The organism is Halorussus gelatinilyticus (assembly GCF_023238445.1).
Lineage (GTDB): Archaea > Halobacteriota > Halobacteria > Halobacteriales > Haladaptataceae > Halorussus > Halorussus gelatinilyticus.
In genome coordinates this window covers 2,660,058-2,687,045 of record NZ_CP096658.1, presented here as the reverse complement: position 1 = coordinate 2,687,045, position 26,988 = coordinate 2,660,058, and the positions used below count along the sequence as shown (strand labels likewise).

Annotated in this window: 26 protein-coding genes; 4 read left to right on the top strand and 22 right to left on the bottom strand. The window is 66.3% G+C overall.

What is annotated here, in order from left to right:
• Window positions 1-94 precede the first annotated feature (94 nt).
• The 14 genes from M0R88_RS13875 to M0R88_RS13810 all read right to left on the bottom strand — a co-directional run bounded on the left by M0R88_RS13875 (window position 95) and on the right by M0R88_RS13810 (window position 14,883).
• The gene (locus M0R88_RS13875; protein WP_248654091.1) at window positions 95-1,588 is read right to left on the bottom strand and encodes an NADH-quinone oxidoreductase subunit N; all 1,494 of its coding nucleotides are present in this window, start codon (window positions 1,586-1,588) and stop codon (window positions 95-97) included.
• Window positions 1,589-3,118, bottom strand: coding sequence for a complex I subunit 4 family protein (locus M0R88_RS13870; RefSeq protein ID WP_248654090.1), 1,530 nt, complete (start codon window positions 3,116-3,118; stop codon window positions 1,589-1,591).
• Window positions 3,119-5,167 (bottom strand): NADH-quinone oxidoreductase subunit L, encoded by a 2,049-nt coding sequence (gene nuoL / locus M0R88_RS13865; RefSeq protein WP_248654089.1) that lies wholly within the window; start codon window positions 5,165-5,167, stop codon window positions 3,119-3,121.
• A 4-nt stretch (window positions 5,168-5,171) separates the two neighbouring features.
• Window positions 5,172-5,474 carry an NADH-quinone oxidoreductase subunit NuoK gene (nuoK, locus tag M0R88_RS13860; RefSeq protein WP_248654088.1) on the bottom strand — a complete coding sequence of 101 codons (303 nt, stop codon included), beginning with the start codon at window positions 5,472-5,474 and terminating at the stop codon, window positions 5,172-5,174.
• The gene (locus M0R88_RS13855; RefSeq protein ID WP_368409392.1) at window positions 5,474-5,800 is read right to left on the bottom strand and encodes a proton-conducting membrane transporter; all 327 of its coding nucleotides are present in this window, start codon (window positions 5,798-5,800) and stop codon (window positions 5,474-5,476) included. Before M0R88_RS13855 ends, nuoK begins: the two co-directional genes overlap by 1 nt.
• Before the next feature lie 107 nt (window positions 5,801-5,907).
• Complete coding sequence (locus M0R88_RS13850; RefSeq protein WP_248656716.1) at window positions 5,908-6,186, bottom strand: NADH-quinone oxidoreductase subunit J; 279 nt, start codon at window positions 6,184-6,186, stop codon at window positions 5,908-5,910.
• A 51-nt stretch (window positions 6,187-6,237) separates the two neighbouring features.
• Window positions 6,238-6,699: a NuoI/complex I 23 kDa subunit family protein gene (locus M0R88_RS13845; protein WP_248654086.1), complete on the bottom strand. Its 462-nt coding sequence runs from the start codon at window positions 6,697-6,699 to the stop codon at window positions 6,238-6,240.
• Window positions 6,699-7,799: a complex I subunit 1/NuoH family protein gene (locus M0R88_RS13840; RefSeq protein ID WP_438267190.1), complete on the bottom strand. Its 1,101-nt coding sequence runs from the start codon at window positions 7,797-7,799 to the stop codon at window positions 6,699-6,701. The genes M0R88_RS13845 and M0R88_RS13840 overlap by 1 nt, the downstream gene beginning before the upstream one ends.
• Window positions 7,799-9,394: an NADH-quinone oxidoreductase subunit D gene (locus M0R88_RS13835; RefSeq protein WP_438267211.1), complete on the bottom strand. Its 1,596-nt coding sequence runs from the start codon at window positions 9,392-9,394 to the stop codon at window positions 7,799-7,801. Before M0R88_RS13835 ends, M0R88_RS13840 begins: the two co-directional genes overlap by 1 nt.
• Before the next feature lie 71 nt (window positions 9,395-9,465).
• On the bottom strand, window positions 9,466-10,170 hold the full coding sequence (locus M0R88_RS13830; RefSeq protein ID WP_368409391.1) for an NADH-quinone oxidoreductase subunit B: 705 nt from the start codon (window positions 10,168-10,170) through the stop codon (window positions 9,466-9,468).
• Entirely contained in the window at window positions 10,167-10,577 is a 411-nt protein-coding gene (locus M0R88_RS13825; RefSeq protein ID WP_248654083.1) for an NADH-quinone oxidoreductase subunit A, read from the bottom strand. The genes M0R88_RS13830 and M0R88_RS13825 overlap by 4 nt, the downstream gene beginning before the upstream one ends.
• A gap of 636 nt (window positions 10,578-11,213) precedes the next feature.
• A complete protein-coding gene (purE, locus tag M0R88_RS13820; RefSeq protein ID WP_248654082.1) occupies window positions 11,214-11,855 on the bottom strand; it encodes a 5-(carboxyamino)imidazole ribonucleotide mutase in 642 nt (213 codons plus the stop codon).
• Window positions 11,852-13,027: a 5-(carboxyamino)imidazole ribonucleotide synthase gene (locus tag M0R88_RS13815; protein ID WP_248654081.1), complete on the bottom strand. Its 1,176-nt coding sequence runs from the start codon at window positions 13,025-13,027 to the stop codon at window positions 11,852-11,854. Before M0R88_RS13815 ends, purE begins: the two co-directional genes overlap by 4 nt.
• Before the next feature lie 89 nt (window positions 13,028-13,116).
• A complete protein-coding gene (locus tag M0R88_RS13810) occupies window positions 13,117-14,883 on the bottom strand; it encodes a flippase activity-associated protein Agl23 (RefSeq protein ID WP_248654080.1) in 1,767 nt (588 codons plus the stop codon).
• 80 nt (window positions 14,884-14,963) lie between these two features.
• Between M0R88_RS13810 and ribH the strand changes: the two genes are divergently transcribed.
• The 3 genes from ribH (at window position 14,964) to M0R88_RS13795 (ending at window position 17,496) form a co-directional block, all read left to right on the top strand.
• Window positions 14,964-15,365, top strand: coding sequence for a 6,7-dimethyl-8-ribityllumazine synthase (gene ribH / locus M0R88_RS13805; protein WP_248654079.1), 402 nt, complete (start codon window positions 14,964-14,966; stop codon window positions 15,363-15,365).
• A gap of 1 nt (window position 15,366) precedes the next feature.
• Window positions 15,367-16,509 (top strand): pyridoxal phosphate-dependent aminotransferase, encoded by a 1,143-nt coding sequence (locus M0R88_RS13800; RefSeq protein WP_248654078.1) that lies wholly within the window; start codon window positions 15,367-15,369, stop codon window positions 16,507-16,509.
• Between the two features lie 69 nt (window positions 16,510-16,578).
• On the top strand, window positions 16,579-17,496 hold the full coding sequence (locus tag M0R88_RS13795) for a universal stress protein (RefSeq protein ID WP_248654077.1): 918 nt from the start codon (window positions 16,579-16,581) through the stop codon (window positions 17,494-17,496).
• Here the strand turns inward: M0R88_RS13795 and M0R88_RS13790 are convergent, their stop codons facing one another.
• A complete protein-coding gene (locus M0R88_RS13790) occupies window positions 17,497-18,093 on the bottom strand; it encodes a class I SAM-dependent methyltransferase (protein WP_248654076.1) in 597 nt (198 codons plus the stop codon).
• 4 nt (window positions 18,094-18,097) lie between these two features.
• On the bottom strand, window positions 18,098-18,919 hold the full coding sequence (locus M0R88_RS13785) for a nucleoside phosphorylase (protein ID WP_248654075.1): 822 nt from the start codon (window positions 18,917-18,919) through the stop codon (window positions 18,098-18,100).
• Between the two features lie 795 nt (window positions 18,920-19,714).
• On the opposite strand from M0R88_RS13785, the gene cdd reads away from it, so the two are divergent.
• Window positions 19,715-20,104 (top strand): cytidine deaminase, encoded by a 390-nt coding sequence (gene cdd / locus M0R88_RS13780; protein ID WP_248654074.1) that lies wholly within the window; start codon window positions 19,715-19,717, stop codon window positions 20,102-20,104.
• 135 nt (window positions 20,105-20,239) lie between these two features.
• Here cdd and M0R88_RS13775 read toward each other — a convergent pair whose 3' ends face one another.
• From M0R88_RS13775 to M0R88_RS13750, 6 genes are all read right to left on the bottom strand, one after another.
• The gene (locus M0R88_RS13775; protein ID WP_248654073.1) at window positions 20,240-20,530 is read right to left on the bottom strand and encodes a hypothetical protein; all 291 of its coding nucleotides are present in this window, start codon (window positions 20,528-20,530) and stop codon (window positions 20,240-20,242) included.
• Between the two features lie 94 nt (window positions 20,531-20,624).
• Complete coding sequence (locus M0R88_RS13770) at window positions 20,625-21,659, bottom strand: ABC transporter permease (protein WP_248654072.1); 1,035 nt, start codon at window positions 21,657-21,659, stop codon at window positions 20,625-20,627.
• Window positions 21,656-22,978 carry an ABC transporter permease gene (locus M0R88_RS13765; RefSeq protein WP_248654071.1) on the bottom strand — a complete coding sequence of 441 codons (1,323 nt, stop codon included), beginning with the start codon at window positions 22,976-22,978 and terminating at the stop codon, window positions 21,656-21,658. The genes M0R88_RS13770 and M0R88_RS13765 overlap by 4 nt, the downstream gene beginning before the upstream one ends.
• Window positions 22,975-24,531 carry an ABC transporter ATP-binding protein gene (locus M0R88_RS13760; RefSeq protein ID WP_248654070.1) on the bottom strand — a complete coding sequence of 519 codons (1,557 nt, stop codon included), beginning with the start codon at window positions 24,529-24,531 and terminating at the stop codon, window positions 22,975-22,977. The genes M0R88_RS13765 and M0R88_RS13760 overlap by 4 nt, the downstream gene beginning before the upstream one ends.
• A gap of 130 nt (window positions 24,532-24,661) precedes the next feature.
• Entirely contained in the window at window positions 24,662-25,735 is a 1,074-nt protein-coding gene (locus M0R88_RS13755) for a BMP family lipoprotein (protein ID WP_248654069.1), read from the bottom strand.
• 94 nt (window positions 25,736-25,829) lie between these two features.
• Window positions 25,830-26,930 carry a BMP family lipoprotein gene (locus M0R88_RS13750; RefSeq protein WP_248654068.1) on the bottom strand — a complete coding sequence of 367 codons (1,101 nt, stop codon included), beginning with the start codon at window positions 26,928-26,930 and terminating at the stop codon, window positions 25,830-25,832.
• Window positions 26,931-26,988 lie beyond the last annotated feature (58 nt).

The window sequence follows — 26,988 nt, the reverse complement described above, 5'->3', positions numbered from 1 at the left end:
CGACCGGTCTCGCGGTCTCAGAGTCTCGGCGTCGCGGCGGCTCGGCGAGAAACAGACCGGAAAAATCGAACCGCGAAGAGTCGAGGTCGCTCCGTCAGGCCACGATGGCCTCGGCGGCCTCGGTCGCGTACTGCCAGACCGGACCGAATCCGGGCAACAGCAGCACGGTCACGACGGCGGCGGCGGCCAGCGCGGCGTAGAGGCCCGCGGGCTTGGACTCGATGTCGAACTCGCCCGAGGCGTCCTCTATCCACATCGCCTTCACGACGCGCGAGTAGTAGTACAGCGACAGCGCGCTGTTGATGGCACCCACGGCCGCGAGCCACCAGAATCCGGCACCGACCGCGGCGCCGAACAGGAAGTACTTGCTCATGAACCCGCCGCCGACCGGCAGGCCCGCGAGGTTGAACAGGAACAGGGTCATGACCGTGCAGGCGAACGGTGCCTGCGAGGCCAGCCCGTTGAAGTCCTCGAACCGGCGGCCGACCGACCAGTACTCGGTCAGGGCGATGAACAGGAACGCGCCCGTGTTCATGAACCCGTAGACGAGCAGGTGGCTCATCCCGCCGGCCAGCACGAACGCGTTGTTCCCGCCCGACAGCGCGGCGAGACCGATGAGGACGTAGCCCGCGTGCCCGACCGACGAGTACGCGAGCATCCGCTTGACCGTGTCCTGCGTGGCGGCCGCGAAGTTACCGAGCGTCATCGTCACGACGGCGAGAATCTGGGCCGCGAGGACCCAGTCCACGCCCGTCGCGGCTCCCGTGACCAACTGCTGGATGGGGAACGCGACGACGAACACGCGGAACGCGACGGCGAACCCGGCGGCCTTCGAGGCCGACGAGAGGAACGCCGAGATGGGCGCGGGCGCGCCTTCGTAGGCCTCGGGTGCCCAGAAGTGGAACGGCACCACGGAGGTCTTGTAGGCGAACCCGCCGAGCATCATCAGGACGCCCAGCCCCAGCACGCCGGTCAGGTCGGTTCCGCCGACCGAACTGGCGATTTCGGGCAGCAGGAGCGAACCGGTGACGCCGTAGACCAGACTGATGCCGTAGGCGAGGATGGCCGACGACAGCGCTCCGATGAGGAAGTACTTGAGTCCGGCCTCGACGCTCCCGCGGTTCCTCTTGAGGATGGCGACCAGCGCGAACGACGGCAGGCTGGAGAGTTCGAGGCTGACGAACACGACCGCGAGGCTGTTCGCGGACGCCATCAGCGTCATCCCCGTCGCGGCGAGCGTGACCAGCGCGTAGTACTCCGCCTGGTAGGAGTGGTCGCGCAGGTAGTCGAAGCTAGCGACCGACACCAGCGCGGTCACGCTGGCGAACACGAAGGTGAAGAACAGGCTCATCGTGTCGACGACGAGCGCGTCTCCGTAGAGGACGATCGGCTCGCTGCCCGTGCCAGCCAGCAGGTACCACGCCGAGAGACCGACCGCGACCAGCGACCCGAGAGTCGCGGTCCCGGCCAGCAGCCCCCGGTCGGTCGAACTGGGCGTGATGCTGTCGAACACCAACAGCAGGAGACCGGTCAGCGCGAGCGCGAGCGTCGGACCGAGCGCCATCCACGTCGGTAGTTGGAACGCCATCTATGCACCACCTCCGACCGGCGGAACCAGCGGATTCACTGCGTCCTGAATCATCGTGTAGAAGATACTCGGTTCGACGCCCAGCAGGATGACCAGCAGGATGAGGACCACGAGCGGGGCCACGTCGTGGAACGCGGCCGGGCCGACCTCGTAGTCGGTCTCCAACTCGAACGGTCCGAACAGCGTGCGCTGCATGGCGAACAGGAGGTAGCCCGCGACCACGACGATGCCGAACATCGCGGCGGCCGTGAACCACACCGAGCCGGCGAACGCGCCGAACGAGCCGAGGAAGATGAACAGCTCCGCGGCGAAGCCGGCCATCAGCGGCAGGCCCATGTAGCCGAACGCGCCCGCGACGAACACCGCGACGGTGAACGGCATCTTGCTCGCCAGCCCGGACATGTCCGAGACCATCCGGGTGTGGGTCGTGTTGTAGATGACGCCGACCGACATGAACATCAGTCCCGAGATGAGACCGTGGGCGACCATCTGGAAGGTCGCGCCGCCCATGCCGTACAGCGTGTACGCGACGAGGCCCAGAATCACGTACCCCATCGAGGAGACCGAGGAGTACGCCACGATGCGCTTGAGGTCCGACTGGGCCAGCGCCAGCATCGCGCCGTAGATGACGCTGACGACCGCGAACAGCGCGATGATGGGCGCGTTGTTCTGCGCCACGTTCGGCAGCATCGTGAAGTTGAACCGGAGCAGGGCGTATGTACCCATCTTCAGCAGGACCCCGGCCAGCATGATGGAGACCGGCGTCGGGGCCTCGACGTGGGCGTCCGGCAGCCACGTGTGGAACGGGACGACCGGGACCTTCACCGCGAACCCGGCGAACATGGCGACGAACGCCGCCACCTTCAGGGTGCCCGCGCTGACCGGGCCGAGACCGCCGAGTTCGCCCGCGCGGAGCGCCTGCGCGATGGCGGGCATGTCGAGGCTCGTCACCGAGTCGCCGAGCCCGAACACCAGCGCGATGAACCCGATGAACATCACGAGGGACGCGATGTTCGTGTAGACGAACATCTTGATGGCCGCGTACTTGCGGCGCGGGCCGCCCCAGACGCCGATGAGAACGTACATCGGGACCAGCACCATCTCCCAGAAGACGAACCAGACGAAGAAGTCGAGCGCCGAGAAGACGCCCAACAGGCTCGCCTCCAGGAACAGCATCAGGCCGTAGAACTGGCTCTGACGCTCGTCGATGGGGGTCCACGACGCCAGCAGGGCCAGCGACGTCAGCACCGTGGTCAGCGCGACCAGCGGCATGCTGATGCCGTCGAGACCGACGTGCCAGTTCAGCGCGTACGGTCCCGCGGTGACCCACTCTGCGTTCGTCTCGAAGGCCAGTTCGCTGCCCTCCAAGAGGGCGTTACCGCTGGCCTCGTACGTGCTGTACATCCAGAGGCTCCCGACGAGCGGGAGCAGGCTGAGCGCGAACGCGAGCTTGCCCGCCACCTTGTTCGGGGCGAGGACCACCGCGAACGCGCTCACCAGCGTCACCGCGATGAGTGCTTCAATCCACATTCAGAACCAACCTCCAACGAGTCCGAGAACGACGAGCAGGACGACGAAGCTCGCCGTCAGCAGGAAGGCGTAGTTCGACACCACGCCGGTCTGGATTCGCTTGATGCGGTCGCCACCCGTCAGGCTCACGCTGGAGACGCCGTCCACGACGCCGTCGATGACGCCCTGGTCGAACTTGTCCGCGGCGCGGGCCAGCGGCAGGGTGAGACCGGTCGCGAGCCAGACCTGATACTCGTCTTGGTAGTAGTTGTTGAATAACACCGTCTTCGCGCCGCCCAGCTTGTCCGTGTGTTCGTCGGGGTCCGGCACGGCGTAGAGCTTCCACGCGAGTCCGGCACCCGCGAGCGCCAGCGCCAGCGAGACGAGGCCGGGCAGGATGGGCGAGAGTTCCGCGTGGTGGACGCCGGCCTCTTCGAGGATGTGCGTGTAGGTGTGGACCGAGGTCGCTTCGAGCGGGCCACCGAGCCAGTTGTGCAGGTACTCGATGTGCAGACCCGTCAGTTCCGCGACCGGGGTCATGTTGACCAGTCCGGCCACCGCGGCCAGAATTCCGAGGACCGCGAGCGGTCCCTTCACGTTCCAGCGCACGCCGTGGGGGTCGCGTGCGGTGTCGGACCGGGGTTCACCGTGGAAGGTCAACGCGACCATTCGGAAGGTGTAGAACCCGGTGAAGAACACCGCGAGCAGACCCATCGCGTACGCGGCGAGGAGAATCGGGTTCTCCATCCCGCGAGCCAGCGCCTCGAACAGAATCTCGTCCTTCGACCAGAAGCCCGAGAACGGGACGATGCCCGCGAGCGCGAGCGACCCCGAGAGGAACGCGTAGTAGGTCACGGGCATGCGGTCCTTCAGGCCACCCATGTCCCACATGTTCTCGTTGTGGTGCATCGCGATGATGACAGACCCCGCGCCGAGGAACAGCAGCGCCTTGAAGAACGCGTGGGTCATCAGGTGGAAGGTCGCCGCGACGTAGCCGCCAGCGCCCAGTCCGAGCATCATGTAGCCGTACTGGGAGATGGTCGAGTACGCCAGCACCTGCTTTATCTCCTTCTTGACGACGCCCATCGTCGCCGCGAACAGCGCCGTGAAGCCGCCGACGAACGCGATGAGCGCCAGCACGTTCGGCAGCAGGGCGTAGAACCCGTAGATGCGCGCGACGAGGTAGACGCCCGCCGCGACCATCGTCGCCGCGTGAATCAGCGCGGAGACCGGGGTCGGGCCCTCCATGGCGTCGGGCAGCCACGTGTGCAGGGGGAACTGCGCGGACTTGCCGACGACGCCGCCGAGGATGAGCAGTCCGAGGACCGCGAACCACGTCTGGGGGTCGAGACCGAGATACGTCGTTATCCCGGCGGTTTCGCCCTCGAGGAGGGCGAGTTCGGCCATGTGGGGGAACGAGTGAATCGCGTGTTCGCCCTCGGTCGGCACGAACATCGACGTGCCGAAGGTGGCGAAGACGCCGACCAGTCCGACGAGGAAGAAGTAGTCGCCGAACCGGGTGACGAGGAACGCCTTCTTCGCCGCGCTCGGCGGGGCCGCGTCGCGGAACCAGAAGCCGATGAGCAGGAACGAACACAGGCCCACCAGCTCGAAGAACATGAACGCCATGAGCAGGTTGTCCGCGAACACGAACGAGAGCATGCTCGCGGTGAACAGGCCCAGACCGGCGTAGTACCGGGGCAGCCCCGTCTCGCCCTCGTCGTTCATGTAGCCGAGGCTGAAGATGTGGACGAGGAACGCGACCAGCGAGACGATGATGAGCATCATCGTCGAGAGCGGGTCGAGCAGAATGCCCAGATGCAGGTCGAACGTCGCTTCGCCTGCGCCCGCTACCCACGTGATGTACTCGTGGTACGTCTGGCCGCCCGAGACGGTCAGGAACGCCCACAGCGACAGCAGGAGCGAGCCGCCCGTTGCGAGGATGCCCGGAATCGCCCCGCCCTTGGGGAGCAGTCGCGGAGCGAACGCTCCGACGAGCAACGCGATCAGGAACGATACGAACGGCAGGGCCGCGATGGCCGGTGCCAGTTCGAAGGGGAGTGCTGCCATACGTTTACCACCTCATCGTCGTCGCTTCGTTCACGTCCACGTCCTTGAAGTTACGATACAACACGAGGATGATGCCGATGCCGACCGCGACCTCCGCGGCCGCCAGCGCCAGCGTGAACAGGCTGAACGTCTGGCCCGTCAGATTGCCGTGGAAGTTCGAGAACGCGACGAGGTTGATGTTCGCCGCGTTCAGCAGTAGCTCCACGCTCATCAGGAACAGCAGCGCGTTCCGCCGGGTCAGGATGCCGAACACGCCGATACAGAACACGGCGGCCGAGAGCAGGAGGTAGTACTGAACCGGAACCATCACTGCTCACCTCCCGTCGAGTCCGTCGGTTCGGTACCCCCGTCGGCGACGACTTCGCCGGGCGAGGGCTCCTGCTCGACCGCGTCCGAGCGCAGGGCCGAGGTAATCTCGCCGCCGTCGTCGCGCCGGGCCAGCATGACCGCGCCGACCAGCGCCGCGACCAGCACGAGGTCGATAATCTCGAACACGACGAGCATCCCTTCGCTCGGCACGGCGTTCTGCGCGTTGATGTTGAACATCGCGTAGCCGATGCTCGCGGTAATCGAGGGTCCGTCGGGGAAGCCGGCGGCCTCGCCGAACTCCGCTCCGACGAAGAGCCACGCCATCACCGCGAAGAGCGCGACCGCGGCCACGCCGGGCCACTTGCGTTCTCTATCGTCGGTGTCCGGTTCGACGCTGAGTCCGCGTTCGGCTCTGTCGTCGTCGTAGTCGCTCATACGTCGGTCACCTCCTCTTTCGATTCACCTGTCTTGGCCTGGCGCGTGAGCATCACGGCGAACGTGATGAGCACCAACACCCCGCCTACGTAGACGAGTATCTGCATGGCCGCGAGGAACTCCGCTTGTAACATCACGTAATGTACAGCGACGGAGATCAGCGCGACACCCAGCAGTAACGCGGAGTGCCAAACGTCCCGCACCAGGACGACGCCCAGACTGCTCGCTATCGTGACGAGAGCGAACAGCCCGAACGTGAGTAGCTCGTATGCCATTTCAGTCACCTTGAAATTCTCGTATTCGTCCTTTTAACGTTTCGAGATGGACTACTGGTAGTCCACCTCGCCTTCGCCCTCGCCGATCCACGCGCCCCGGTCGGGTTCGCGGGATTCGAGGGGGTCTAAGTCCTTGTACCACGGGACGTTCTTCAACTGCTCTTTGTTGTACACGAGGTCGTCTTTGGTGTCGCCCGTGAACTCGAAGTTCTCCGTGAGCAGAATGGCGTCCACCGGACAGACCTCCTCGCACAGCCGACAGTAGATGCACTGTCCGATGTGGAGGTTGTACTGCTCGCCGTTGCGCTGGTCGTCCTGAACGATCTGAATCGTGTCGTTCGGACAGACGTTCTCGCACTGACGACACCAGATGCAGCGCTCTTGGCTGAACTTGTGGACCCCGCGGAATCGGGGGCTTACTTCGGGTGCCACTTCCGGGTACTCGACCGTGAACGTGGACCCGTCCAGTGCGTGCTTCAGCGTCGTCGCCATTGATTTCAGTACTCCGATCATTAGAGCATCACCCCGACGATGACGGCCGTCAGGACGAGGTTAGCGAAGCTCAACACGAGCATGCCCTTCCAGCCGATCTCGATGAGTTGGTCGATGCGGACGCGGGGCACCGCCGACCGCGCCCACTGCGTGAACAGGAAGACGGCCCAGATCTTCACGACGAACCAGACGAAGTTCAGCGACTCCGGCAGGAACGGGCCGCTCGCGCCGCCGAGGAACAGCGTCGCGATAATAGCGCCGCCGAGGAAGATGTGGAGGAACTCGCCGAGGTAGAACAGCACGAAGTACACCGACGAGTACTCGGTCTGGTATCCGGCGACGATCTCGGTCGGCGCTTCCGGAATGTCGAACGGGTTCCGGCCGACCTCCGCGAGGTTCGCCACCACGAACAGGACGAACGCGAACGGGTTGACGAACGCGAACCACGACGGAATCGTGATTCCGGCGATAGTGAAGAGCGGTTGCTGCTGGGCCGCGACTATCGTACTCATCCGGAGCGAGTCGGTGAACAGCACGACCGACGCCGCGGTCAGGACCAGCGGAATCTCGTAGGCGATGTTCTGCGCGATGGCGCGCAGACCGCCCATCAGCGAGTACTTGTTGTTCGACGCGTAGCCCGCCATCGCCAGCGCGAGCGTTGCGATGGAGGCGACCGCGAACACGTAGGCCATCCCGATTTCGGGGTCGGCCAGATGCAGGTTGACGCCGAAGAGATGTCCCATCGGGATGACCGCGAACCCGAGCAGCGCCGACCCGGCCATCACGATGGGCGCGAGGTCGAACGCCGGTCGGTCCGCACCGTCCGGTATGATGAGTTCCTTGCCGAGCAGGCGGACCGCGTCGGCCACGATGATGAGCAGGCCCGCGGGACCGTGGCGGTTGACCGCGATGCGGTCGGTGAACGCGGCGGTGATCTTCCGCTTGGCCCACGGCCCGGCGACGCCGGTCATCGCCAGCATGATGTTGCCGATGAGGAACGCGGCGAGGAACGCCGCGACGGCCTCCTGCCACGGGGCCATGTTCGCGCCGAACAGCCACTTTCCGATGGTCTCGGGCAGCAGCGGTTCTGCCTGCGCTTGGAGCGGAAGGAGGTCGAACATCAGCGGTCCACCTCCCCGAGAATCACGTCGAGGCTACCCAGCGCGGCCACGAGGTCGGGCACGTACTCGCCCTCGGCCATCTCCTCCAGCGAGTGGAGGTTGTTGAAACACGGACTGCGAATCTTGAACCGGCCGGGTTTGTCGGTGCCGTCCGACCGGATGTAGATGCCCAGTTCGCCCTTCGCGCCTTCGACGGCGCGGTAGACTTCCGTGTCGGGGTCGGGCTTGAGCGTCCGCGGGACGTTCGCCTGAATGTCGCGCTCGTCCTCGGGCCAGTCTTCGAGCAGGTCCACGCACTGGCTGATTATCTTCGCCGACTCCTCGACCTCTCGCATCCGGACGAGGAGGCGCGCAAAGTTGTCACAGCCGTCTTCGGTCACGACGTCCCAGTCGAGTTCGTCGTAGTAGCCGTAGGGGTCGTCGCGCCGCAGGTCGTAATCGACGCCCGACCCGCGGGCGACCGGTCCCGTACAGCCGTACTGCTTGGCCTTCTCGGGCGTGAGGACGCCCGTGTCGATGGTGCGCTTCTGGAAAATCTCGTTGCCCGTGATGAGGTCGTGGTACTCCTCCAGAGTCTCCGGCAGGTCGTCGAGGAAGTCCCGGATCTTGCCGAAGAACTCCTCGCGGGGTTCCGGAAGGTCCCAGACGACCCCGCCCAGCCGGAAGTAGTTGAACATCATGCGCTGGCCGGTCAGGTCCTCCAGAAGGTTCTGAACCTTCTCCCGGTCGCGCATGGCGTACATGAAGATGGCCGTGAAGTCGCCGTAGATGTCCAGACAGAACGTCCCGAGCGCGAGCATGTGCGACGCGATGCGACACAGCTCGGCGCTCATCGTCCGGATTATCTGGGCGTACTCGGGCACCTCGATGTCGTTGAGGTCCTCCGCCACGCGGGCGTAGGCCCACTCGTTGAGCAGGCCCGCCGACGCGTAGTCCCAGCGGTCGGGGTACGGCATGATCTGGTGGCGGTAGGTCCCGTTCTGACACATCTGCTCCTCGCAGCGGTGGAGGTAGCCGATGTCGGGTTCCACGTCCGCGACCTGCTCGCCGTCGAGGACGGTCTTGACGTGCAGGACGCCGTGAGTCGCGGGGTGGTGGGGCCCGATGTTCAGGAACATCGTGTCCGACTCGCTGTCCTCTTGGCTCTCGGCGAGCGGGTTGACGTGTTCCTGCAACGTGACGAGTTGCGGTTTGTCCTGATCGTAGTCACCACTCAGCGGGTGACCCTGCCACGTCTCGGGCAGGAGGATGCGCCGCAGGTCCGGGTGGTTCTCGTACTCGACGCCCACGAGATCGTAGGCCTCGCGCTCGTGCCACTCCGCGGTCTTGTACACCGACGCCGCCGACTCGCTGGTCGGGTTCTCCGGGTCGGTGGGGACGACGACGCTGACTTCCTGGGTCGGGTCGTCGTACTTCTTGAGGTGGTAGATGCTCTCGTAGCGGTCCGGGTAGTCCTGCGCGGTGAGCATCGAGAGGTGGTCGAATCCGGCCTCGTTGCGCAGGATTTCGAGCGTCTCCTCGACTTCGTCGGGTCGGACGACGAACCCCTCGGCGTTGAGGTGGCTCTCGCGTCCGAGGACGCGCTCGCCGAGCATCGCCTCGATGGCGTCGTAATCGACGCCCTCGACCGCCGGAAGGTCCCCCTCGGGTGTCTTCTCTTGGGAACTCATGGCGAATCAGCCCAGTTGTAGCGCATGACGAGGGTGTCCTCGTCGATGTCGTCGGCGAGCTTGTCGATGAGTTCGTCGCGTTCGAGGTCGCCGAACTCCTCCAGCTCGTAGGGCTTGACCGTCACCGGACTGGTCTCGCCGTTGGCGACGCGCTCCTGCAGCTTGGCGACGCCGTAGACCAGCGCCTCGGGGCGGGGCGGACAGCCGGGGACGTGGATGTCCACCGGAATGACCTCCTCGGCACCCTTGATGACGTTGTAGCCCTCCTGGAACGGGCCGCCCGAGATGGAACACGACCCCATGTTGACGACGAACTTGGGCTCGGGCATCTGGTCGTAGACGCGCTTCATCCGGGGGGCGAACTTCGAGACGATGGTCCCCGGCACGATCATCACGTCGGCCTGTCGCGGCGACGCGCGCGGCACGCCCGCGCCGAATCGGTCGAGGTCGTGTTTGACCGCGTAGGTGTGCATCATCTCGATGCTGCAGCACGCGATACCGAACTGCAGCATGAACATCGACGACCCCCGAACCCAGTTCATGAACTTGTCGAACTTCGTGAGGATGAACGGCGACGAGCCGAACGCCTCCCGAAGCTTCGAGTTGAACCGGTTGTCCACGCCCTCCATCCGGGCTTCGCGAGTCTTGGTCTGCGGGGCTGTACTACTGTGAATCGTGTCCCGTGGTTCGTTGCTCATTATCTATCCACGCTCCGTTGCGAACGGTCGGGATTGCGCACCCACCGTACGGCACCGTTACGCCACGCCCAGCCGAGACCGACGACGAGAACGGCGATGAACAGCAACATCGGGGCCAGCGCATTCGTCAGCCCGACGCCGTCCATCGAGACCGCGTTCCTGTAGATGACCGTCCAAGGGAAGATGAGGACGGTCTCGATGTCGAAGACGACGAACAGCAACGCGACCATGTAGTACTGTATGTTGAATCGGATTCGCGTGCCGCCCGTCGGCACCTCGCCGCTCTCGTAGGTGGCGGTTTTACCTTTTTCGGGCACGGTCGGCCGAATGAGGCTGGAGACCGCCATCATCCCGAGCGGTATCAACAGCCCCACCAGCGCTAACGCGCCAATAGCTATCCATGGATTCATGCGGATATTCTCCTACCATCCCGAGATTATGAGCGCACCCTCATAAGCGTTGATTCTTGCGATTCGGACGAATCTGGCGGCCTCAACCCCCGTTCGTCGGCTTGACGGATACTGTCGGGAAAGCGGATATTTCGCGTCGGAGTCGCGGTTCCGAGGGGGAGCGTCTTCGGAACCGACACAGCGCGATACCAAATTCCTGACGTTAAGCCCATCAAACCGGCCGAACGAGCGACGAAACGGTCGGACGCGTCGGATATCGGGGTCGGGACGGTCGCCCGGTCGGTCGGTTCTGTTAGTTCTCGCGAACTGCACGCCGACTCCCGCAAACTGCGCGCCGACTCGACCACCGCCTCCGAGAGCGGTCGTCGTTCCCGAGCGGTCGAGTGCCACGGTTTCCGGCGGTGAACTCCTTTGCGGGCGCGTCGCCTCGCTGCCAGCGAGGCGATGCGCTCGCACGCGCACGGAGAAAACCGATTGCTACCGAATCGTCCGAGCGTCGTCGCGCGGCACGGGCCGATAGATACCACGCTACCGTTCTGAAAGAACTACGGCGCACTTCTAGAGACTTTCATCGACCAGAAACGAGCGATTACGACCGGCCGGGGACCCAATCACCCGCCTCGCGGTCGCTCGGGTTCACTCGTTCGACTCGCGGAAGCCCGGCGTCCCCTCCTCGTGGAGTCGCCGGGACACGTCCGCGACGCCCGCCTGCAAGTCGTCGTGGTACTCGACCAGTCGCTCGCGCAGTTCGTCGTGCTGGCGCGAGAGCATCTGGACCGCCGACAGCGCCGCGTTGAACGACTTGCCCGCGTCCACCGCGACGAGCGGTGCGCCCTGCGGCATCCCCACGACCGAGGGCAGGGACTTCTCTTGGACCGGCACGCCGACGACCGGGAGCGGGTAGGCGATGGAAGCGGTCATGTTCGGCAGGTCCGCGGACTTGCCGCCGGCCCCCGCGATTATCACGTCCAGACCGCGCTCCTCGGCGGTCTCGGCGTAGGCGTACATCAGTTCTGGCGTCCGGTGGGCCGACACGACGTACGTCTCGAAGGTGAATCGGGCCTCGGGCGGGTCGTCGTAGTCGGTCACTTCCTCGAAGCCCAGTTCGGTCAGGGCGTCGTAGGCTCCGGGCCGTCCCTCCTCGGACCCCGCCATCACGTCGAGGTCCGAGTCGCTCCCCATCACGATGCCGATTTCCGGCGTCGCCTCGGGGTCCCTGTCGCGCTGTGCCTCCGCTCGCAGGTCGTCGATGAGAGTCCGGAGTTCGTCGTCGCTCATTCGAAAGTCACCTCGTCGCGCAGGTCGCGGGCCGCGCGGAGTAGTTCGTCGGTCGTCTCGTCGTCCGCCTCGTCCGGCGAACCGCTTCGCGCCTCGCCGACCACCGTGAAGTGGCCCATCTTCCGCAGGGGGTACACCTCGTGTTTCCCGTACCAGTGGATGCTCGCGCCCGGATGGGCCAGAATCGCCTCGTCGCCGGCCGGGTTCGCGTCCCGGCGCTCGTCGCCGTCGCCCAGCAGGTTCGCCGAGACCACGGGACTCCTGAGGTCGGTCGCGCCCAGCGGTCGGCCCGTCACGGCGCGGGCGTGCTGTTCGAACTGTGAGGTCAGCGCGCCCTCGATGGTGTAGTGGCCCGAGTTGTGCGGCCGCGGGGCGATTTCGTTCACGAGGATTTCTCCTTCGCTGGTCTCGAACAGCTCGATACCGTAGACGCCCCGCCCCGACAGCATCTCCAGCACGTCCTCGGCGACCTCGCGGGCGCGCTCGGCGACGGCCTCGCTCGTTCTGGCCGGAACGACCGTCTCGCGCAGAATCTCCTCGCGGTGGACGTTCTCGCCGAGCGGGAAGGTCGCGGTCTCGCCGTCTGTGCCCTTCACGCCGATTATCGACACCTCGCGCTCGAAGTCCACGAACTCCTCGACCACCGCGCCGCCCTCGACCTGTTCGAGGGCGTCCTCGACTTCGCTCTCGTCCGCGACGGGGACGTTCCCCCGGCCGTCGTAGCCGCCTTCGCGGGCCTTGAGCATCACGGGGTAGCCGAACTCCTCGATTGCGTCCAGCAGGTCCTCGCGGTCGTCCACTCGCCGGAAGTCCGGCACCGGCACCCCGGCGTCTCGCAGGGCGCGGTTCTGCACCAACTTGTCCTGAATCGTCCGGAGCGTCTCGGGGTCGGGGTTGACGGGCACGTCGTACTCGTCGGCGACCCGTTCCAGCACGTCCGGGTCGGCCAACTCGATTTCGTACGTCAAGTAGTCCGCGCGCGCGGCCAACTCCCGGATTCCCTCCTCGTCGTCGAAGTCGCCGACGATCTGGTCGCGGGCGACCGGCGATGCCGGGCACTCGGACGTGGGGTCGAGGACGACCACCTCGACGCCGAGCGGCGCTGCCGCCTCCGCCAGCATCCGACCGAGCTGTCCCCCGCCGACGACGCCAATCATCTCGCTGTCGCTCATCTGGTCGGCAGTTGTAGACGCCCCTGCATAAGATTTGCCAACTCGGCCGGGAGTTGTACAAGAACGTGGCTATTCAGTTCGGCCGCTGCTCAGACGGACCCGCCGCGTTGCTCGGGCGGAAGCGAATCCTCGTCCACGAAGAAGACCGTCTCGCTCCCCCAGAGAGTCAGTTCCTCCTCGAAGGCTCGGTAGCCGTCGAGTCGCTGGGCGACGGCCTGTCGGTCACCGGCGCGGGCGATTACGACCGGCGGCGGGTTCGAGCCGATTTCCTGCAGGTCGGTCGTGCTGTCTACCTTCGCGCCGTATTGCTCGGTGTACCACGGGAGCGGCAGGCGGTCGTACCACCCGCCGCCCGCGGCCCACCTGTCGTTCTGGGACTCGTCGGCGACGTAGAAGTCCGAGCCGTAGTACAGCACGTCGGTTCCCTCGTTGTGGGTCGCGGCGTAGCGCACGCGTTCGAGCGTCGGCCGGATGCCCTCCGCGGGTTGGCCGTACTGGACGAGCGCGTTCCGCTCGGACTCGCCGTCGTCCAGGTACTGGTCGGCCGGGTGCATGTACGTCGTCGTGGCCGCGGTCGTGGCGACTTGCCCGGCGACCAGCAACACGAGGAGGACCGCCAGCGTCGCGCTCACCGCGTCGCCCTCGGTCACGGCCTCGGTTCCCCACCGGACGAGGATAGCGAGACCGACTCCCGCCGGAATCGCCAGCGGGACGACGGCGTGGACGACCTCCCACGGGAAGGCGTTCTCCACGATGACGGGGTAGCCGAGGATGCTGACGAAACCCCAGTAGAACGCGAACGCCACCACGTCGCGCGGCTCGTCGCCGACGTACCGGTCCACGAGGAAGCCGACGCCCGCGAGCGCCAGCAGCGCGGCCGAACTCTTCCAGAGGACCGCCCCGAGCGACTTGAACGTGTCGAGGTACGACTTCTGGTTGCCCTCTCCCCACTTGCCGACGAACGACTCCCACGACCCGACCGTCGCTTCCTCGATTACCGCGGGGAACGTCCCCGGATTCGAGAACGCCTTCCAGAGGCCGGGTTCCGGAATGCCCCGCGACCGGGGCGCGTAGAAGAAGATTACGACCGCGAAGAAAAACAGGAGTCCCGCGACGAGGTGGAGCGCCCACCCGTCGCGCCAGAGCGCGTCCCACGTCTCGCGGGCCCGCTCGCGCAGGAACGCCTTCCGGTCGTCGGCCCCGGCGACGAGTTGGAGTCGGTGGTCGAGCAGGAGGACCGCCGCGCCGACCCACGTCACGACGTAGACCAGCACGTTCTCCTTCGTCGTGAACGCCAGCGCGAGCATCAGCGTCCCCGCGTAGAGGTATCGCGGTTTGCGGGTGTCGAACAGGCGGGCGTAGAACGCCAGCGCGTACACCATGAACGCCGCGAGAAGCACGTCGTTGCGCATGAACCGCGAGTAGTAGAGGACGATGGGGTTCGCCGCGAAGAAGAGACCGACCGTGACCATCTCGACGCGGTCGAGTCGCTCGCGGAACAGCCACGCGGTGAGCGGCAGGAGTCCCGAGACCACCGCGACCGGCACGCGCGCCACGAAGTCGCTCGCGCCGAACAACTGGAACAGGTACTTGTTGACGTGATAGAGGAACGGCCCGTGGATGACGGCGTGGTACTCCCAGATGCCGTTCTCGGCGTAGCGAAGAATCCAGTAGCCGACCCGACCCTCGTCCCAGTGGAACACCCGCGACCCGAGCGCGAAGAACCGGAGCGCCAGCGACAACAGCGTCACCGCCAGCACCGCGAGCGCGGCGCGCGTTCCCGTCGCCCGCTCGAAGGCGCTCACGGACTCGGGGGTCCAGCGCCGGGCGTTCGCGGACTTCTCGTCTGCAGTCATCGTTTCCGGGAAGCATCCCGAGGGATACAAGTTTTCCGGAGAACGGTAGTTCTTTTACTCGGCCAGACCTCCACCCGGACATGGTTTCGCTCGGTCTCGTCGTCTCGCGGTTCAACCGCGAAGTCACCGACCAGATGGAAGAACACGCCCACGAGGCCGCCGCCGACCGCGGGGCCGAGGTGGTCGAGACCCTCCGCGTCCCCGGCGCGTACGACGCGCCGCTGGCGGCCGACCGGTTGGCCCGGCGCGAGGAGATAGACGCCGTGGCGGTGGTCGGGACGATAGTGACCGGCGACACCGACCACGACCGAGTCATCGCCGACGCCGCCGCGCAGGGCCTGACCGACGTGAGCCTCGACCGCGACAAGCCGGTTACCTTCGGCGTGAGCGGGCCGGGGATGTCGGCCGCGGAGGCCCGCGAGCGCGTGGACAAAGGCAAAGAGGCGGTAGACGCCGCGGTCGAACTCGCGGAGGAACTCTAAGATGGACTTTTCAGACAGAATTCGACGAGTCGAACCGAGCGCGACGCTGGCCATCAGCAACCTCGCGGCCGAACTGGAGGCCGAGGGCGCGGACGTGGTGGATCTCAGCGTCGGCGAACCCGACTTCCCGACGCCCGAAAACGTCGTCGAGGCCGGGAAGGAGGCGATGGACGCGGGCCACACCGGCTACACGTCCTCCAACGGGATTCCCCAACTCAAGGCCGCCATCGCCGAGAAGTTGCGGACCGACGGTCTCGACCACGAGGCCGAGAACGTCGTCGTCACGCCGGGCGCGAAGCAGGCGCTCTACGAGGTCGTCCAGACCCTCGTGGACGACGGCGACGAGGTGGTCCTGCTCGACCCCGCGTGGGTCTCCTACGAGGCGATGGTCAAGCTCGCAGGGGGCGACTTGAACCGCGTCGACCTCGCGCCCTACGACTTCCAACTCGAACCCGCGCTGGACGAACTCGGCGAGGCCGTCTCGAACGAGACCGAACTGCTGGTGGTCAACTCGCCGAACAACCCGACCGGCGCGGTCTACTCCGACGACGCGCTCGCGGGCGTCGCCGACCTCGCGGTCGAACACGACGTGACCGTCGTCAGCGACGAAATCTATCAGGAGATTACCTACGGACCGGACCCGACCAGCCTCGGCACCTTCGAGGGGATGGCCGACCGGACCGTCACCGTCAACGGCTTCTCGAAGGCCTACTCGATGACAGGCTGGCGACTCGGTTACTACGCCGGTCCCGAAGAGTTGGTCTCCCAGTCCGGAAAGCTCCACTCCCATTCGGTCTCCTGTGCGACCAACTTCGTCCAGCACGCGGGCGTCGAAGCCCTCGAAAACACCGACGAGTCGGTCGGCGAGATGGTCGAGGCGTTCGCCGAGCGCCGCGAGTTCCTGCTGGACAGACTCGACGCCGAGGGCGTCGCGGCCCCCGAACCCGACGGCGCTTTCTACCTGATGATGGAGGTCGCCGAGGACGACCAGACGTGGTGCGAGCAGGCTCTCGAACAGGCCCACGTCGCCACCGTGCCGGGGAGCGCGTTCGGCGCGCCGGGCTACGCCCGCATCTCCTACGCCAACAGCGAGGAGCGCATCGGCGAGGCGGTCGATAGGCTCGTGGACGCCGACTTGCTGTAACGGAATTCCTACCACTGAGAACTCCCTCCTTTCTTAAGAGTCGCCCCGTCGTAGCGAGCCACAGACCGCATGTACGACACCATCCTCGTCCCCACCGACGGGAGCGACCCCGCCGAACGCGCCACGGAACACGCTCTGGGCCTCGCGCGCCGGTTCGGCGCGACCGTTCACCTGATAACCGTCGTGGACGTGCAGTCGGCCGGCGGACTCTTCAACGCGGGCGGCGTAAGCGAAGAGTTCGTCAGCCAACTCGAAGATAGCGCCAGAGAGACGCTTTCGGACGCGGCGGAACTCGCCGACCCCGACGACGACGTGCGGACCGCGGTCGTGGAGGGCAAGCCCGCCGAGGCCATCCTCGAATACGCCGACGAGAACGACGCGGACATCGTGTTCATGGGCACCCACGGCCGGACCGGTATCCAACGCTACACCACCGGGAGCGTGACCGAGCGCGTCGTCCGCCTCTCGGACGTGCCGGTGTTCACCGCGCACGTGACCGACCGGAGCGTCGTCGGCGAGGGGTACGACGACGTGATGATTCCGACCGACGGGAGCGACTGCGCCGACGTCGCGGTGGACCACTGTCTCGCCATCGCCGAGCGGTACGACGCGACCGTCCACGCGGTCAACGTCGTGAACGTGCAGGCCGTGGCGACCGGAGCCGACTCGTGGACCGAGGAGGGCGTGGACGTGGGTTCGACGACCGACCTGTTCGACGATCTCGAAGCTCGCGGGGAGAGCGCGACCGAACGAGTCGCCGAGCGCGCCCGCGAGGCGGGACTCGACGCCGTGACCGACGTCCGGGAGGGCGTCCCCGCTTCGACGCTGTTGGACTACGCCGACGAGAACGACGTGGACCTGATAACGATAGGTACCCACGGCCGGACCGGTATCGAACGCTACTTCATCGGCAGTACGACCGCGAAACTCGTCCGCACGTCGGAGGTGCCCGTCCTCTCGGTCCGCGCGCCGGGAGACGACGAGTAGCTACGCTCGTCCGAACACCTGAATCCAGTCCCCGTCTGCGACCGACTCCACCTCGAAGCCCGCGTCCGCGACCAGTTCCCGCAGTTCGTCGGCCCGGTACAGCGTGAAGCGCCGCCGGTCGTCGTCGTAGGTGTCCCCGACCGTCTCGCCGTCGCCGCGGGCGACCGAGAGACAGAGAACTCCGCCGGGTCGAAGCACCCGCCGGAACTCCCGGAGGGTCGCGGGCGCGTCCTCGCGTGGAACGTGGAGGAACGACGCACAGGCCCAGAGACCGTCGAAGGCGTCGCTGGCGACGCCGAGGCGTCGCATGTCCATCCGGGCGAACGACGCGTTCGGCGCGCGGTCGGCGGCGTCGCGGAGGAACGCGGGCGTGAGGTCCACGCCGACGACCTCGTGGCCGCGGTCCGCGAAGGCGGCCGACTCCCAGCCGGGACCGCAGCCGACGTCGGCGACGCGGGCGGCGTCGCTGTCGGTCGCGACGTCGAGCGCCGCGAGGAACTCCTCGACCAGTTCGCGGACGACCGAGCGGTCGCGGTGGCGCTCCTCGTACTCGTCGGCGACCGACTGGTAGGTGGCGATGGTGTCGCGGTCGGTCATCTCCTCACTCCAGACTCAGACCGGGATGCCACCGGTCCACGTCCGCTTCCGCCTTCTTCTCGTCCATCTGCGCGAGGAGTTTCACCGCGAGGCTCGCGGTCTCGGCGGCGCGGTTCTCGCCCTCGGTCAGGAACTCGCCGGTCTCGCGGTTGGCGAACACCGAGCAGACCGCACCGGCCCGAAGCCCGTAGATGTTGGCGAGCGTCATGATGGCGCTGGCCTCCATCTCGATGTTCTTGACGTTCGCGTCCTTGAGGTTCTCGACGAGTTCGTCGCTCCCGGCGGCCTCGAAGCCCTCGAATCCGGGGCGGCCCTGCCCGGCGTAGAAGCTGTCGGCGCTCATCGTGACGCCGGTGTGGTAGTCGTAGTCGAGGCGCTCCGCGGCGGCGACGAGCGCGGAGACGACCTCGTAGTCCGCCACGGCGGGGTAGTCCTCGCGGACGTAGGCGTCGCTGGTGCCCTCTTGACGGACGCCGCCCGTCGAGATAACGAGGTCGCCGACCTCCATGTCGGGCTGGATGGCACCGCACGAGCCGACCCGGAGGAACGTGTCCGCCCCGACGCGGGCTAACTCCTCAACCGCGATGGCGGCCGAGGGACTCCCGATGCCCGTCGAGGTCACGCTGATGGGCGTCCCCTCGTAGTCGCCCGTGACGGTCCGGTACTCGCGGTGGCTGGCCATCTCGTCGGCCGAGTCCCAGAACTGCGTTATCTTCTCGATGCGCTCGGGGTTGCCGGGCAGGAGCACGGCGTCGGCCACGTCGCCCTCGCCGACCTCGATGTGATACTGCACGTCGTCGTTCGGGTCTTCGCTGTCGCCGGTCATGCCGAAGGCTCACTCGGCGGCGCGGCTTAAAGGGTTCGTCGCGCTCTCGGGAGCGAGATAGCGGCGGCTCGGCGTGCGCCGAGTTACGCCTCCTCCCCGGCGCGATGGCTTCGACATTCGACCCGGCGCGTGCGGGTGCGTCGCCGCTGGCGACGCGCCCATCTGCGCGAGGTCTGTGCGAACGGACGTGAGCGCACGGCTCGTCGGAACTCGCTTCCGACGGTGGACGGCGGCCGCGGATGTGGCCGCGAGGCTGGGGAGGCGTGAGGCTCGCGGTAGCCGTCGCGGAGCGGTTGCGGGTGCCGTGCGGTGACTCCTCGGAGTCGGCTTCAGCGCGGTCGGTGGTCGTTGTGCAGTCGGCAGTGGCAGTTCAGTTCGGTGGTCACTGTCCGGCCGGTGGTCAGACAAGCCTCTCGCGGTCCGCCCGGAAACGGTCCCTCTTAGCGTCGCGGCGACGTTGCTCCGTCACCGCGACCCGATTTTCTTGCGTGGTACAGCCCTCTCTCAGGGTAGTCGGACTGGCCGTTACGGGATGGGGCAGTATCGTCGTCCCGCCAGCGAACGACGGTACGGCCGAGCGACACTGCTGACTGACTCGCCAGCTATCTGGCCCGCAACGGCGCGAAACGTCCGAGCGGGGTTCGTCCCAGCTTCGGATTTGAACCTTCGGGTCGGGGTCGAGGCGGTCCGCCGTCGGGTGTCTGCGGATGAAGCCGCCCGAAAGTGCAAAACGGAGACGACACCGCCGCACGCAGACGGGAGATATTTGACCGGCGGCCGTCAATGGCCGCCACGATGGACGAACTCATCGAGGCCGCCCGCGAGGTGCAGGAGCGGGCTCACGTCCCGTACTCGGATTACACGGTCGGCGCGGCGCTCCGGACGGCCGACGGGAGCGTCTACGTCGGCTGTAACATCGAGAACGCCAACTACAGTAACTCGCTCCACGCCGAGGAGGTCGCTATCGCCGAGGCGGTCAAGGAGGGCCACCGCGACTTCTCGGAGCTGGCGGTCAGCTCCGGCGCGCGAGACGGCGTGACTCCCTGCGGAATGTGCCGCCAGACGCTCGCGGAGTTCTGCGACGACGACCTGCCGGTGGTCTGCGACGAAGGGGGCGACGAGACGAGCGAGTACGCCCTCGGCGAACTCCTGCCCAACACCATCACCGAGGAGATGCTGGAGTAGCGCCCGGACGCCACGACGCGCGACGGCGCGGTCGCTCGTTCGTCTCGGAGGAACGAGCGTCGACCTGGTCCGGCGAGCGCGGCGAGTTGGGCCAGCGAGCGGTTCGCGTCGGTCCGAGCGGTTCGGGTCGGCCCGTTACCGACCCATCCAGTCGTTGTTCGACACCTCGTAGCCGTTCTGTCGGCAGTACTTCTGCGCTCGTTGACGCACCGCCTTCGAACTCGGTCGTCCGTCACCCGTCTCCAGTCGTTCGATAATCCAGTCGGCGACGACCGCGATTCCCTCGTCGTCGTCGTCGGGCGTCACGTCTTCGAGCGCCCGGAACGTCTTCCGGTACATCTCGTACTGCTGGTCGCGGTCGTCGGCCTCCGTGGGGTCGGCGTCGTCGGCGTCGCGGACGCGACGCATCGCTGATTCGACTTTCACAACGGTAGTACGGTCCCACGATAGTAAAGCCCGTCATCGAGATTCACGCCGGAATCCGGAGAACAGAAGCCGAAGCGTTCGCCGACGCGGTTCGCTACTCCTCGCCGGACTCGTAGTGGTCGCCCGCCGCGTCCGGAATCCGGGTGCGGCCGACGAACGCCAGCACGACGATGACCGTCACGTAGGGAATGATGCCGATGAGTTCGCTCGGAATGGAGTAACCCAGTTGCTGGAGGCGAATCTGGAGCGCGTCCAGACTGGCGAACAGGAACGACGCGCCGAACGCGCCCAGCGGGTTGTAGTTGCCGAACAGGTAGGCCGTGATGCCGATCCAGCCCCGGCCGCTTATCATCGTCTCGCCGCCGCCGATGAACTGGCCGACGCGCCCCAGGGCGAGGCCGGCACCGCCGAGTCCCGAGAAGAATCCGGACAGTAGAACGCCCGAGTAGCGGACCTTCCGCACGTCCACGCCCACCGTGTCCAGCGCCTTCGGGTTCTCGCCGCTGGCCTCTATCCAGCGTCCGAACGCGGTCCGGTTGAGCGCCCACCACGCCGCCGGGACCGAAATCAGCATCATCACGACCGGCGGGTTCGCCTCGAAGACCACGAAGTCGAAGTTGTTCAGCGTGGCGACCGGCGGACTGTTGACCTGCCCCCAGATGACCTTACTGGCGAACGGCGCGACGCCGAGCGCGATGAGCCAGACCGCCAGCCCCGCGATGATCTGGTCGGCCTTGAACTCGATGCAGACCACCGCGAACAGCAGCGCGAACAGCACGCTCGCCAGCACCGCGGCGAAGAACCCGATCCACAACTGCAGTTGCGTCGGGTTCCCGCCGCTGATGGTCCCGGCCACCGCGATGGAGGTGAACGCCGAGATGATGAGCAGGCCCTCCAGCCCGATGTTGATGACGCCGCTCTTCTCGGCGAAGATACCGCCGAGCGCCGCGAACGCGATGGGCACCGCGAGACGCAGGACCGACCGGACGTAGTTGGCGTCCACGATGCGGACGATCTCCGAGACCGGACTCTCGGGGAAGAAGAGTTCGACCGCGAGGAGCGCGGCGACTATCAACACCGCGGCACCGGCGAGCCACCGCTGTTTGCGAGAGGGTTCGGCGTAACTCATCGCTCGTCACCTCCTTCGTCCCCGACGGTAGTTCCGTCTGTCGTCTCGTCGGTCTCCGAGCCACCGTCGTTCGCTCGACCCGTCTCGCCGCCGTCGGCCGCGACCGTCCGTCGCTCGTCGCCCAACCCCAAGCGCGCACCGACCATCCGGAAGAACTCCGGCATGGCGATGAAGAGGATGATGAGTCCGCGCAGGACCCCGACCAGTTCCTTGGGGACCGCGAGTTGGAACTCAATGGCGAGGCTCCCGGTCTTCAGCGCGCCGAACAACAGCGCCGCCGGAATCACGCCCAGCGGGTTGTTGCCCGCGAGGATGGAGACCGTGATGCCGTCGAAGCCCAGCGACGGGATGCCGGTCTGCCAGCGCGAGGCGACCATCAGCACGTAGACCGCGCCACCGAGGCCCGCGAGCGCGCCCGAGACGGTCATGCTGGAGACCATCATCCGCTTGGAATCGACGCCGCCGTACTCGGCGGCGTCGGGTTGGACGCCGCTGGTCCGCAGGTCGAAGCCGAACGACGTCCCGTTGAGCATCCAGTAGACGCCACCGACCAGCGCGAGCGCGCCGACCAGCGCGAACGTCGAGAAGACCGTGCTGTCGAAGAAGACCGCCTGCAACTGCGCGAAGGCCGGAATCGACCGCGTCTGGACCGTCTGACTCTGGGGGTCTTTGAACACCTCCGAGACCAGCGTGAACGCGATGCCGGTCGCCACAAAGTTGAGCATGATGGTCGTGATGACCTCGTTGGCGTCGGCGTAGGCCTTCAGCGCGCCGGGAAGCGCGCCCCACAGCCCGCCGATTAGCGCGCCGACCAGCAGGCCGATAGCGATGAGAAGCAGTCCGCCGAGGACGCTCACAGGGACGAACGGCGCGACCCAGAGGACCGACAGCGCGGTCCCGAGCGCGCCCAACAGGAGTTGGCCCTGCGTCCCGATGTTGAACATCCCGGCCCGGAACGCGACCGCGACCGAGAGACCGGTGAACAGCAACAGCGTCGTCTCCTTGAGCGTGATAGCGAAGTTGTACGGCGGCCACACCGCGCCGACCAGCATGACTCGGTACACCGAGATGGGGTCGTAGCAGAACGACCCGACGCCGGCCAGCGCGACGAACGGCGAGTCGCAGGTCGCCACCCACCCCGACACGATGACGATGAGCGCGCCGACGACCACCGAGAGACCGAGCGCCGCGAAGCTGATGAGGATTCGTTCGGCCGCCGAGGCGTCCACGAGGCGGCCGAGCGCGCGGTCCGCGCGGTCCTGCCACGATTCCGAGTCGTCGCTCGGCGTGTCGCGACCGTCGCCCGAGGAGTCGCTCATCGCTCACCTCCGGGGGCGTCGGCGATGCTCGGGGCGTCCTCGGGCGTCTGGCCCGCCATCAGCAGACCGAGTTCCTCCTCGGTCACGCGGTCGGGGTCCACCACGTCCACGATTTCGCCCTCGTACATCACGCCGAGGCGGTCCGAGAGCTGTTGGACCTCGTCGAGTTTCGAGGAGACCAGCAGGATGGACTTGCCCTCGCGCCGCAGGTCGAGGATGCGCTCGTGGATGAACTCGATGCTCCCCACGTCCACGCCGCGGGTCGGGTGCGACGCGACCACGACCTCCGGGTCGCGGGCGAACTCCCGGCCGACGACGAACTTCTGCTGGTTTCCCCCCGACAGCGACTCGGCGTCGGCGTCGGCGTTCGGCGGGCGCACGTCGTACTCCTCGATGATGTCCTCGGCGTGGCCGCGGGTGCGGTCCCAGTCGATGCGCCCGCCCTCGGCGAACTCCGCGGTGTGCTGGCTCCCGAGCAGGCCGTTCTCGACGAGGTCGAACTCCATGACGAGGCCGCGCGCTTGGCGGTCCTCGGGTACGTAGGCCATCCCGGCGTCGATGCGCTCGCGCCGCGAGAGGTCGGTCACGTCCCGGCCGTGGAGCGAGACCGTCCCCTCCTCCGGCGTCCTGAGACCGGTGACGGCTTCCACGAGTTCCGACTGGCCGTTGCCGTCCACGCCCGCGATGCCGAACACCTCGCCCTCGCGGGCGGTCAGGTCCACGCCGCCGACCTGCTCGACGCCCCGGTCGTCGGTGACCCGGAGGTTCGACACCGACAGGCCCACGTCGCCCCGTTCCACGCGGTCCTTCTCGGCCTCCAGCAGGACCTCCCGGCCGACCATCAGTTCGGCGAGTTCCTCGCGGGTCGTCGCGTCGGCGTCCACGGTCCCGACGTTCTTGCCGTCCCGGAGGACGGTGATGTCGTCTGCGGCCTCCATCGCCTCGCCCAACTTGTGCGTGATGAAGATGATGGTCTTGTCCTCGGCCGCCAACTCGTCGAACACGCCGAACAGGTCCTCGACTTCTTGGGGCGTCAGCACCGCGGTCGGTTCGTCGAGAATCAGCACGTCCGCGCCGCCGTACAGCGCCTTCAGGATTTCGACGCGCTGTTGGACGCCGACGCCAACGTCCTCGATGCGGGCGGTCGGGTCCACGTCGAAGCCGTACCGTTCGCTCAACTCCCGGACGTCCTCTCGGGCCTGCTTGCGGTCCATGGCGAGTCCGCCCCACTTGCGGGGTTCGTGTCCGAGGACGATGTTCTCGGCCGTGGTCAGGGTATCGACCAGCATGAAGTGCTGGTGTATCATCCCGATTCCGGCGTCGATGGCGTCCCGCGGGGTGTGGAACTCCCGAGGTTCGCCGTGAAGGTGGACGGTCCCTCCCTCCGGTTGATAGAGACCGTACAGTACGTTCATCAGCGTCGTCTTACCAGCGCCGTTTTCGCCGAGGAGGGCGTGGACGCTCCCCTCCCCGACTTCGAGATCGACCTCGTCGTTGGCGACGACGCCGGGGAATCGCTTGGTGATCCCCTGTAGGTGGACGGCTACGCTCATCTTGCGTCGGTGTTCTTCGCCTGCCCGTTTAAGCGACCCGGATTTGTGAAAGAGATTTCAGGGAGAATACGTGTTCTCGAAGCCGTAATTCGGCGTTTCTCCCGTTCACCGCGTCGAACTCCGGTCGGCGCTACTGGGTGGTGGTCGTCGCCTGCCCGACGTTCGACGGCTTCGTCGGCACCTCGATTTCGCCGTTCACGATCTTCCGCTCGGACTGCTGGAGCGCCGACTTGACCTCCTGTGGAATCTGGGACTCCAGCGCCTTGCTGTAGACGGCTTCGACGCCGTTCCGTTCGAGACCGAGTTCGTTGACGGTTCCGCCTTGGAAGTTGCCGTTCGTGACCCGCCGGATGGACCGGAAGACGGCCTCGTCCACGTGCTTGACCATGCTCGCCAGAATCACGTCGGCGTACTTCGGCAGGCTTCTGGACTGGTCGGCGTCCACGCCGATGGCGTAGCGCTCGTTGCTCTGGGCCGCCTTGAACACGCCCGTCCCGGTGCCGCCCGCGGCGTGGTAGATGATGTCGGCGCCGTTCTGGTACATCGAGTTGGCGATGGACTGGCCCTGCGCCGGGTCGCTCCACGCGCCGGCGTACGCCGTGAGGACGTTCACGTCCGGGTTCGCGTGCTGGACGCCCGCCAGATACCCCGCCTCGAACTTCTTGATGAGCGGAATCTCCTTGCCGCCGACGAACCCGACCGTGGTCTGGTCGTTGGTCCGTCCGCCGCCCGCGCTGAAGTCCATCGTCGTCATCAGCCCCGCGAGGTGGCCGACCTGGAACGACCCCAGATGCTCCTTGAAGACGTAACTGGCGACGTTCGGGCGCTCGACCACGGTGTCCACGACCATGAACTTCTGGTCGGAGAACCGCTGTGCGTTGCGCCGGAGCGCCTCGGCCTGCACGAAGCCGATGCAACAGATGAGTTCGTAGTCGGGGTTCCGCGAGCGAGCGAACCGCCGCTGGAGCGTCGCCACGTCGCTCGGACTCCCCGGTTCCGCGTTCTGGAACTTCACCGCGAAGTTCTCGGCCGCCCGCTGGACCCCGTTGTGGGCCATGTCGTTGAACGAGTTGTCCCCCAGTCCGCCGGTGGCGTACACCATCCCGACGTTGGTCGGGTCCTGTAAGCGTCCGACCGTCCCGAACGCGGCCGCCCCGCCCACTGCTTGCAGAAACCGACGTCGCCGTTTGTTGTTCCCCCGCATACCCATCACGTTCAGCGTCGAGGGTGATGAATGCGATGCTTTCTTGCCCGCACTCCGAACGGAAACCGAAAGAAGAGCGTCGATACGTCTGGTTTCAGACGTTCTTGGGCTTGGTCGGGACCGTGATGTCGCCGTTCACGATCTTCTTCCGCGAGGAGTCGAGTTTCGACTTGACGGAGTCGGGAATCTCGGAGCCGATCTTGTTCCCGTAGACGGCCTCGACGCCGTCCTTCTTCAGACCGAGGCTGTGAATCGAACCGCCGTCGAAGTTCCCGTTGACGGTGCGCTTGACCGACCGGTAGACGGCGTTGTCCACGTGCTTGACCATGCTGGCGAGGACGACGTTGCTGTACTTCGGGAGGCTCTTGGACTGGTCGGAGTCCACGCCGATGGCGTAGCGACCCTTGTTCTGGGCCGCCTTGAAGACGCCGTTACCGCTGCCGCCCGCGGAGTGGTAAACGATGTCGGCACCGCTCTCGTACATCGAGTTGGCGATGGACTGGCCCTTGCCGGGGTCGCTCCACCCGCCCACGTACGCGGAGGTGACCTTCACGTCCGAGTTGGCGTGCTTGACGCCGGCCTTGAATCCCGCCTCGAACTTCTTGATGAGCGGGACCTCTTTGCCGCCGACGAACCCGACCTTCAGGTCGCCGTTGGTCGAGGCCTTGACCTCGGTTCCCTCCGCGGACGCCGTGGTCTGGAAGTCCTTCGAGGTCAGCAGACCCGCGAGGTGACCGACCTGGAACGAGCCTTGGTGTTCCTTGAACGTGTAGCTCGACACGTTGTCCTGCTCGACGACCGAGTCCACGACCATGAACTTCTGGTCGGAGAAATTCTTGGCGTTCTTCTTCAGCGCGGTCGTCTGCACGAAGCCGATGCAGGAGATGAGTTCGTAGTCAGGGTTGGTCGACCGGGCGAGCTTCTTCTGGAGCGCCGCCACGTCGCTCGGACTCGACGGCTCGGTGTCCTTCGACTTGACCGAGAACTCCTCTTCGGCGCGCGTAACGCCCTTGTGGGCCATGTCGTTGAAGGAGTTGTCGCCGAGACCGCCCGTCGCGTACACCATGCCGACGTTGGTCGTCGAACCGCCACCGCCGCCGCCACCGCCGCCGATGCAACCTGCGAGTCCGGTTCCGAGCAGGCCAGCGCCGCCTACTTTGAGCATCCGCCGTCTACCCGCGTCGATTTTCTCCATCTTACCGTATTCAGTTCGGCAGTTCGTGATAAAACCGTCGCTTCAAAATCAAAAACCA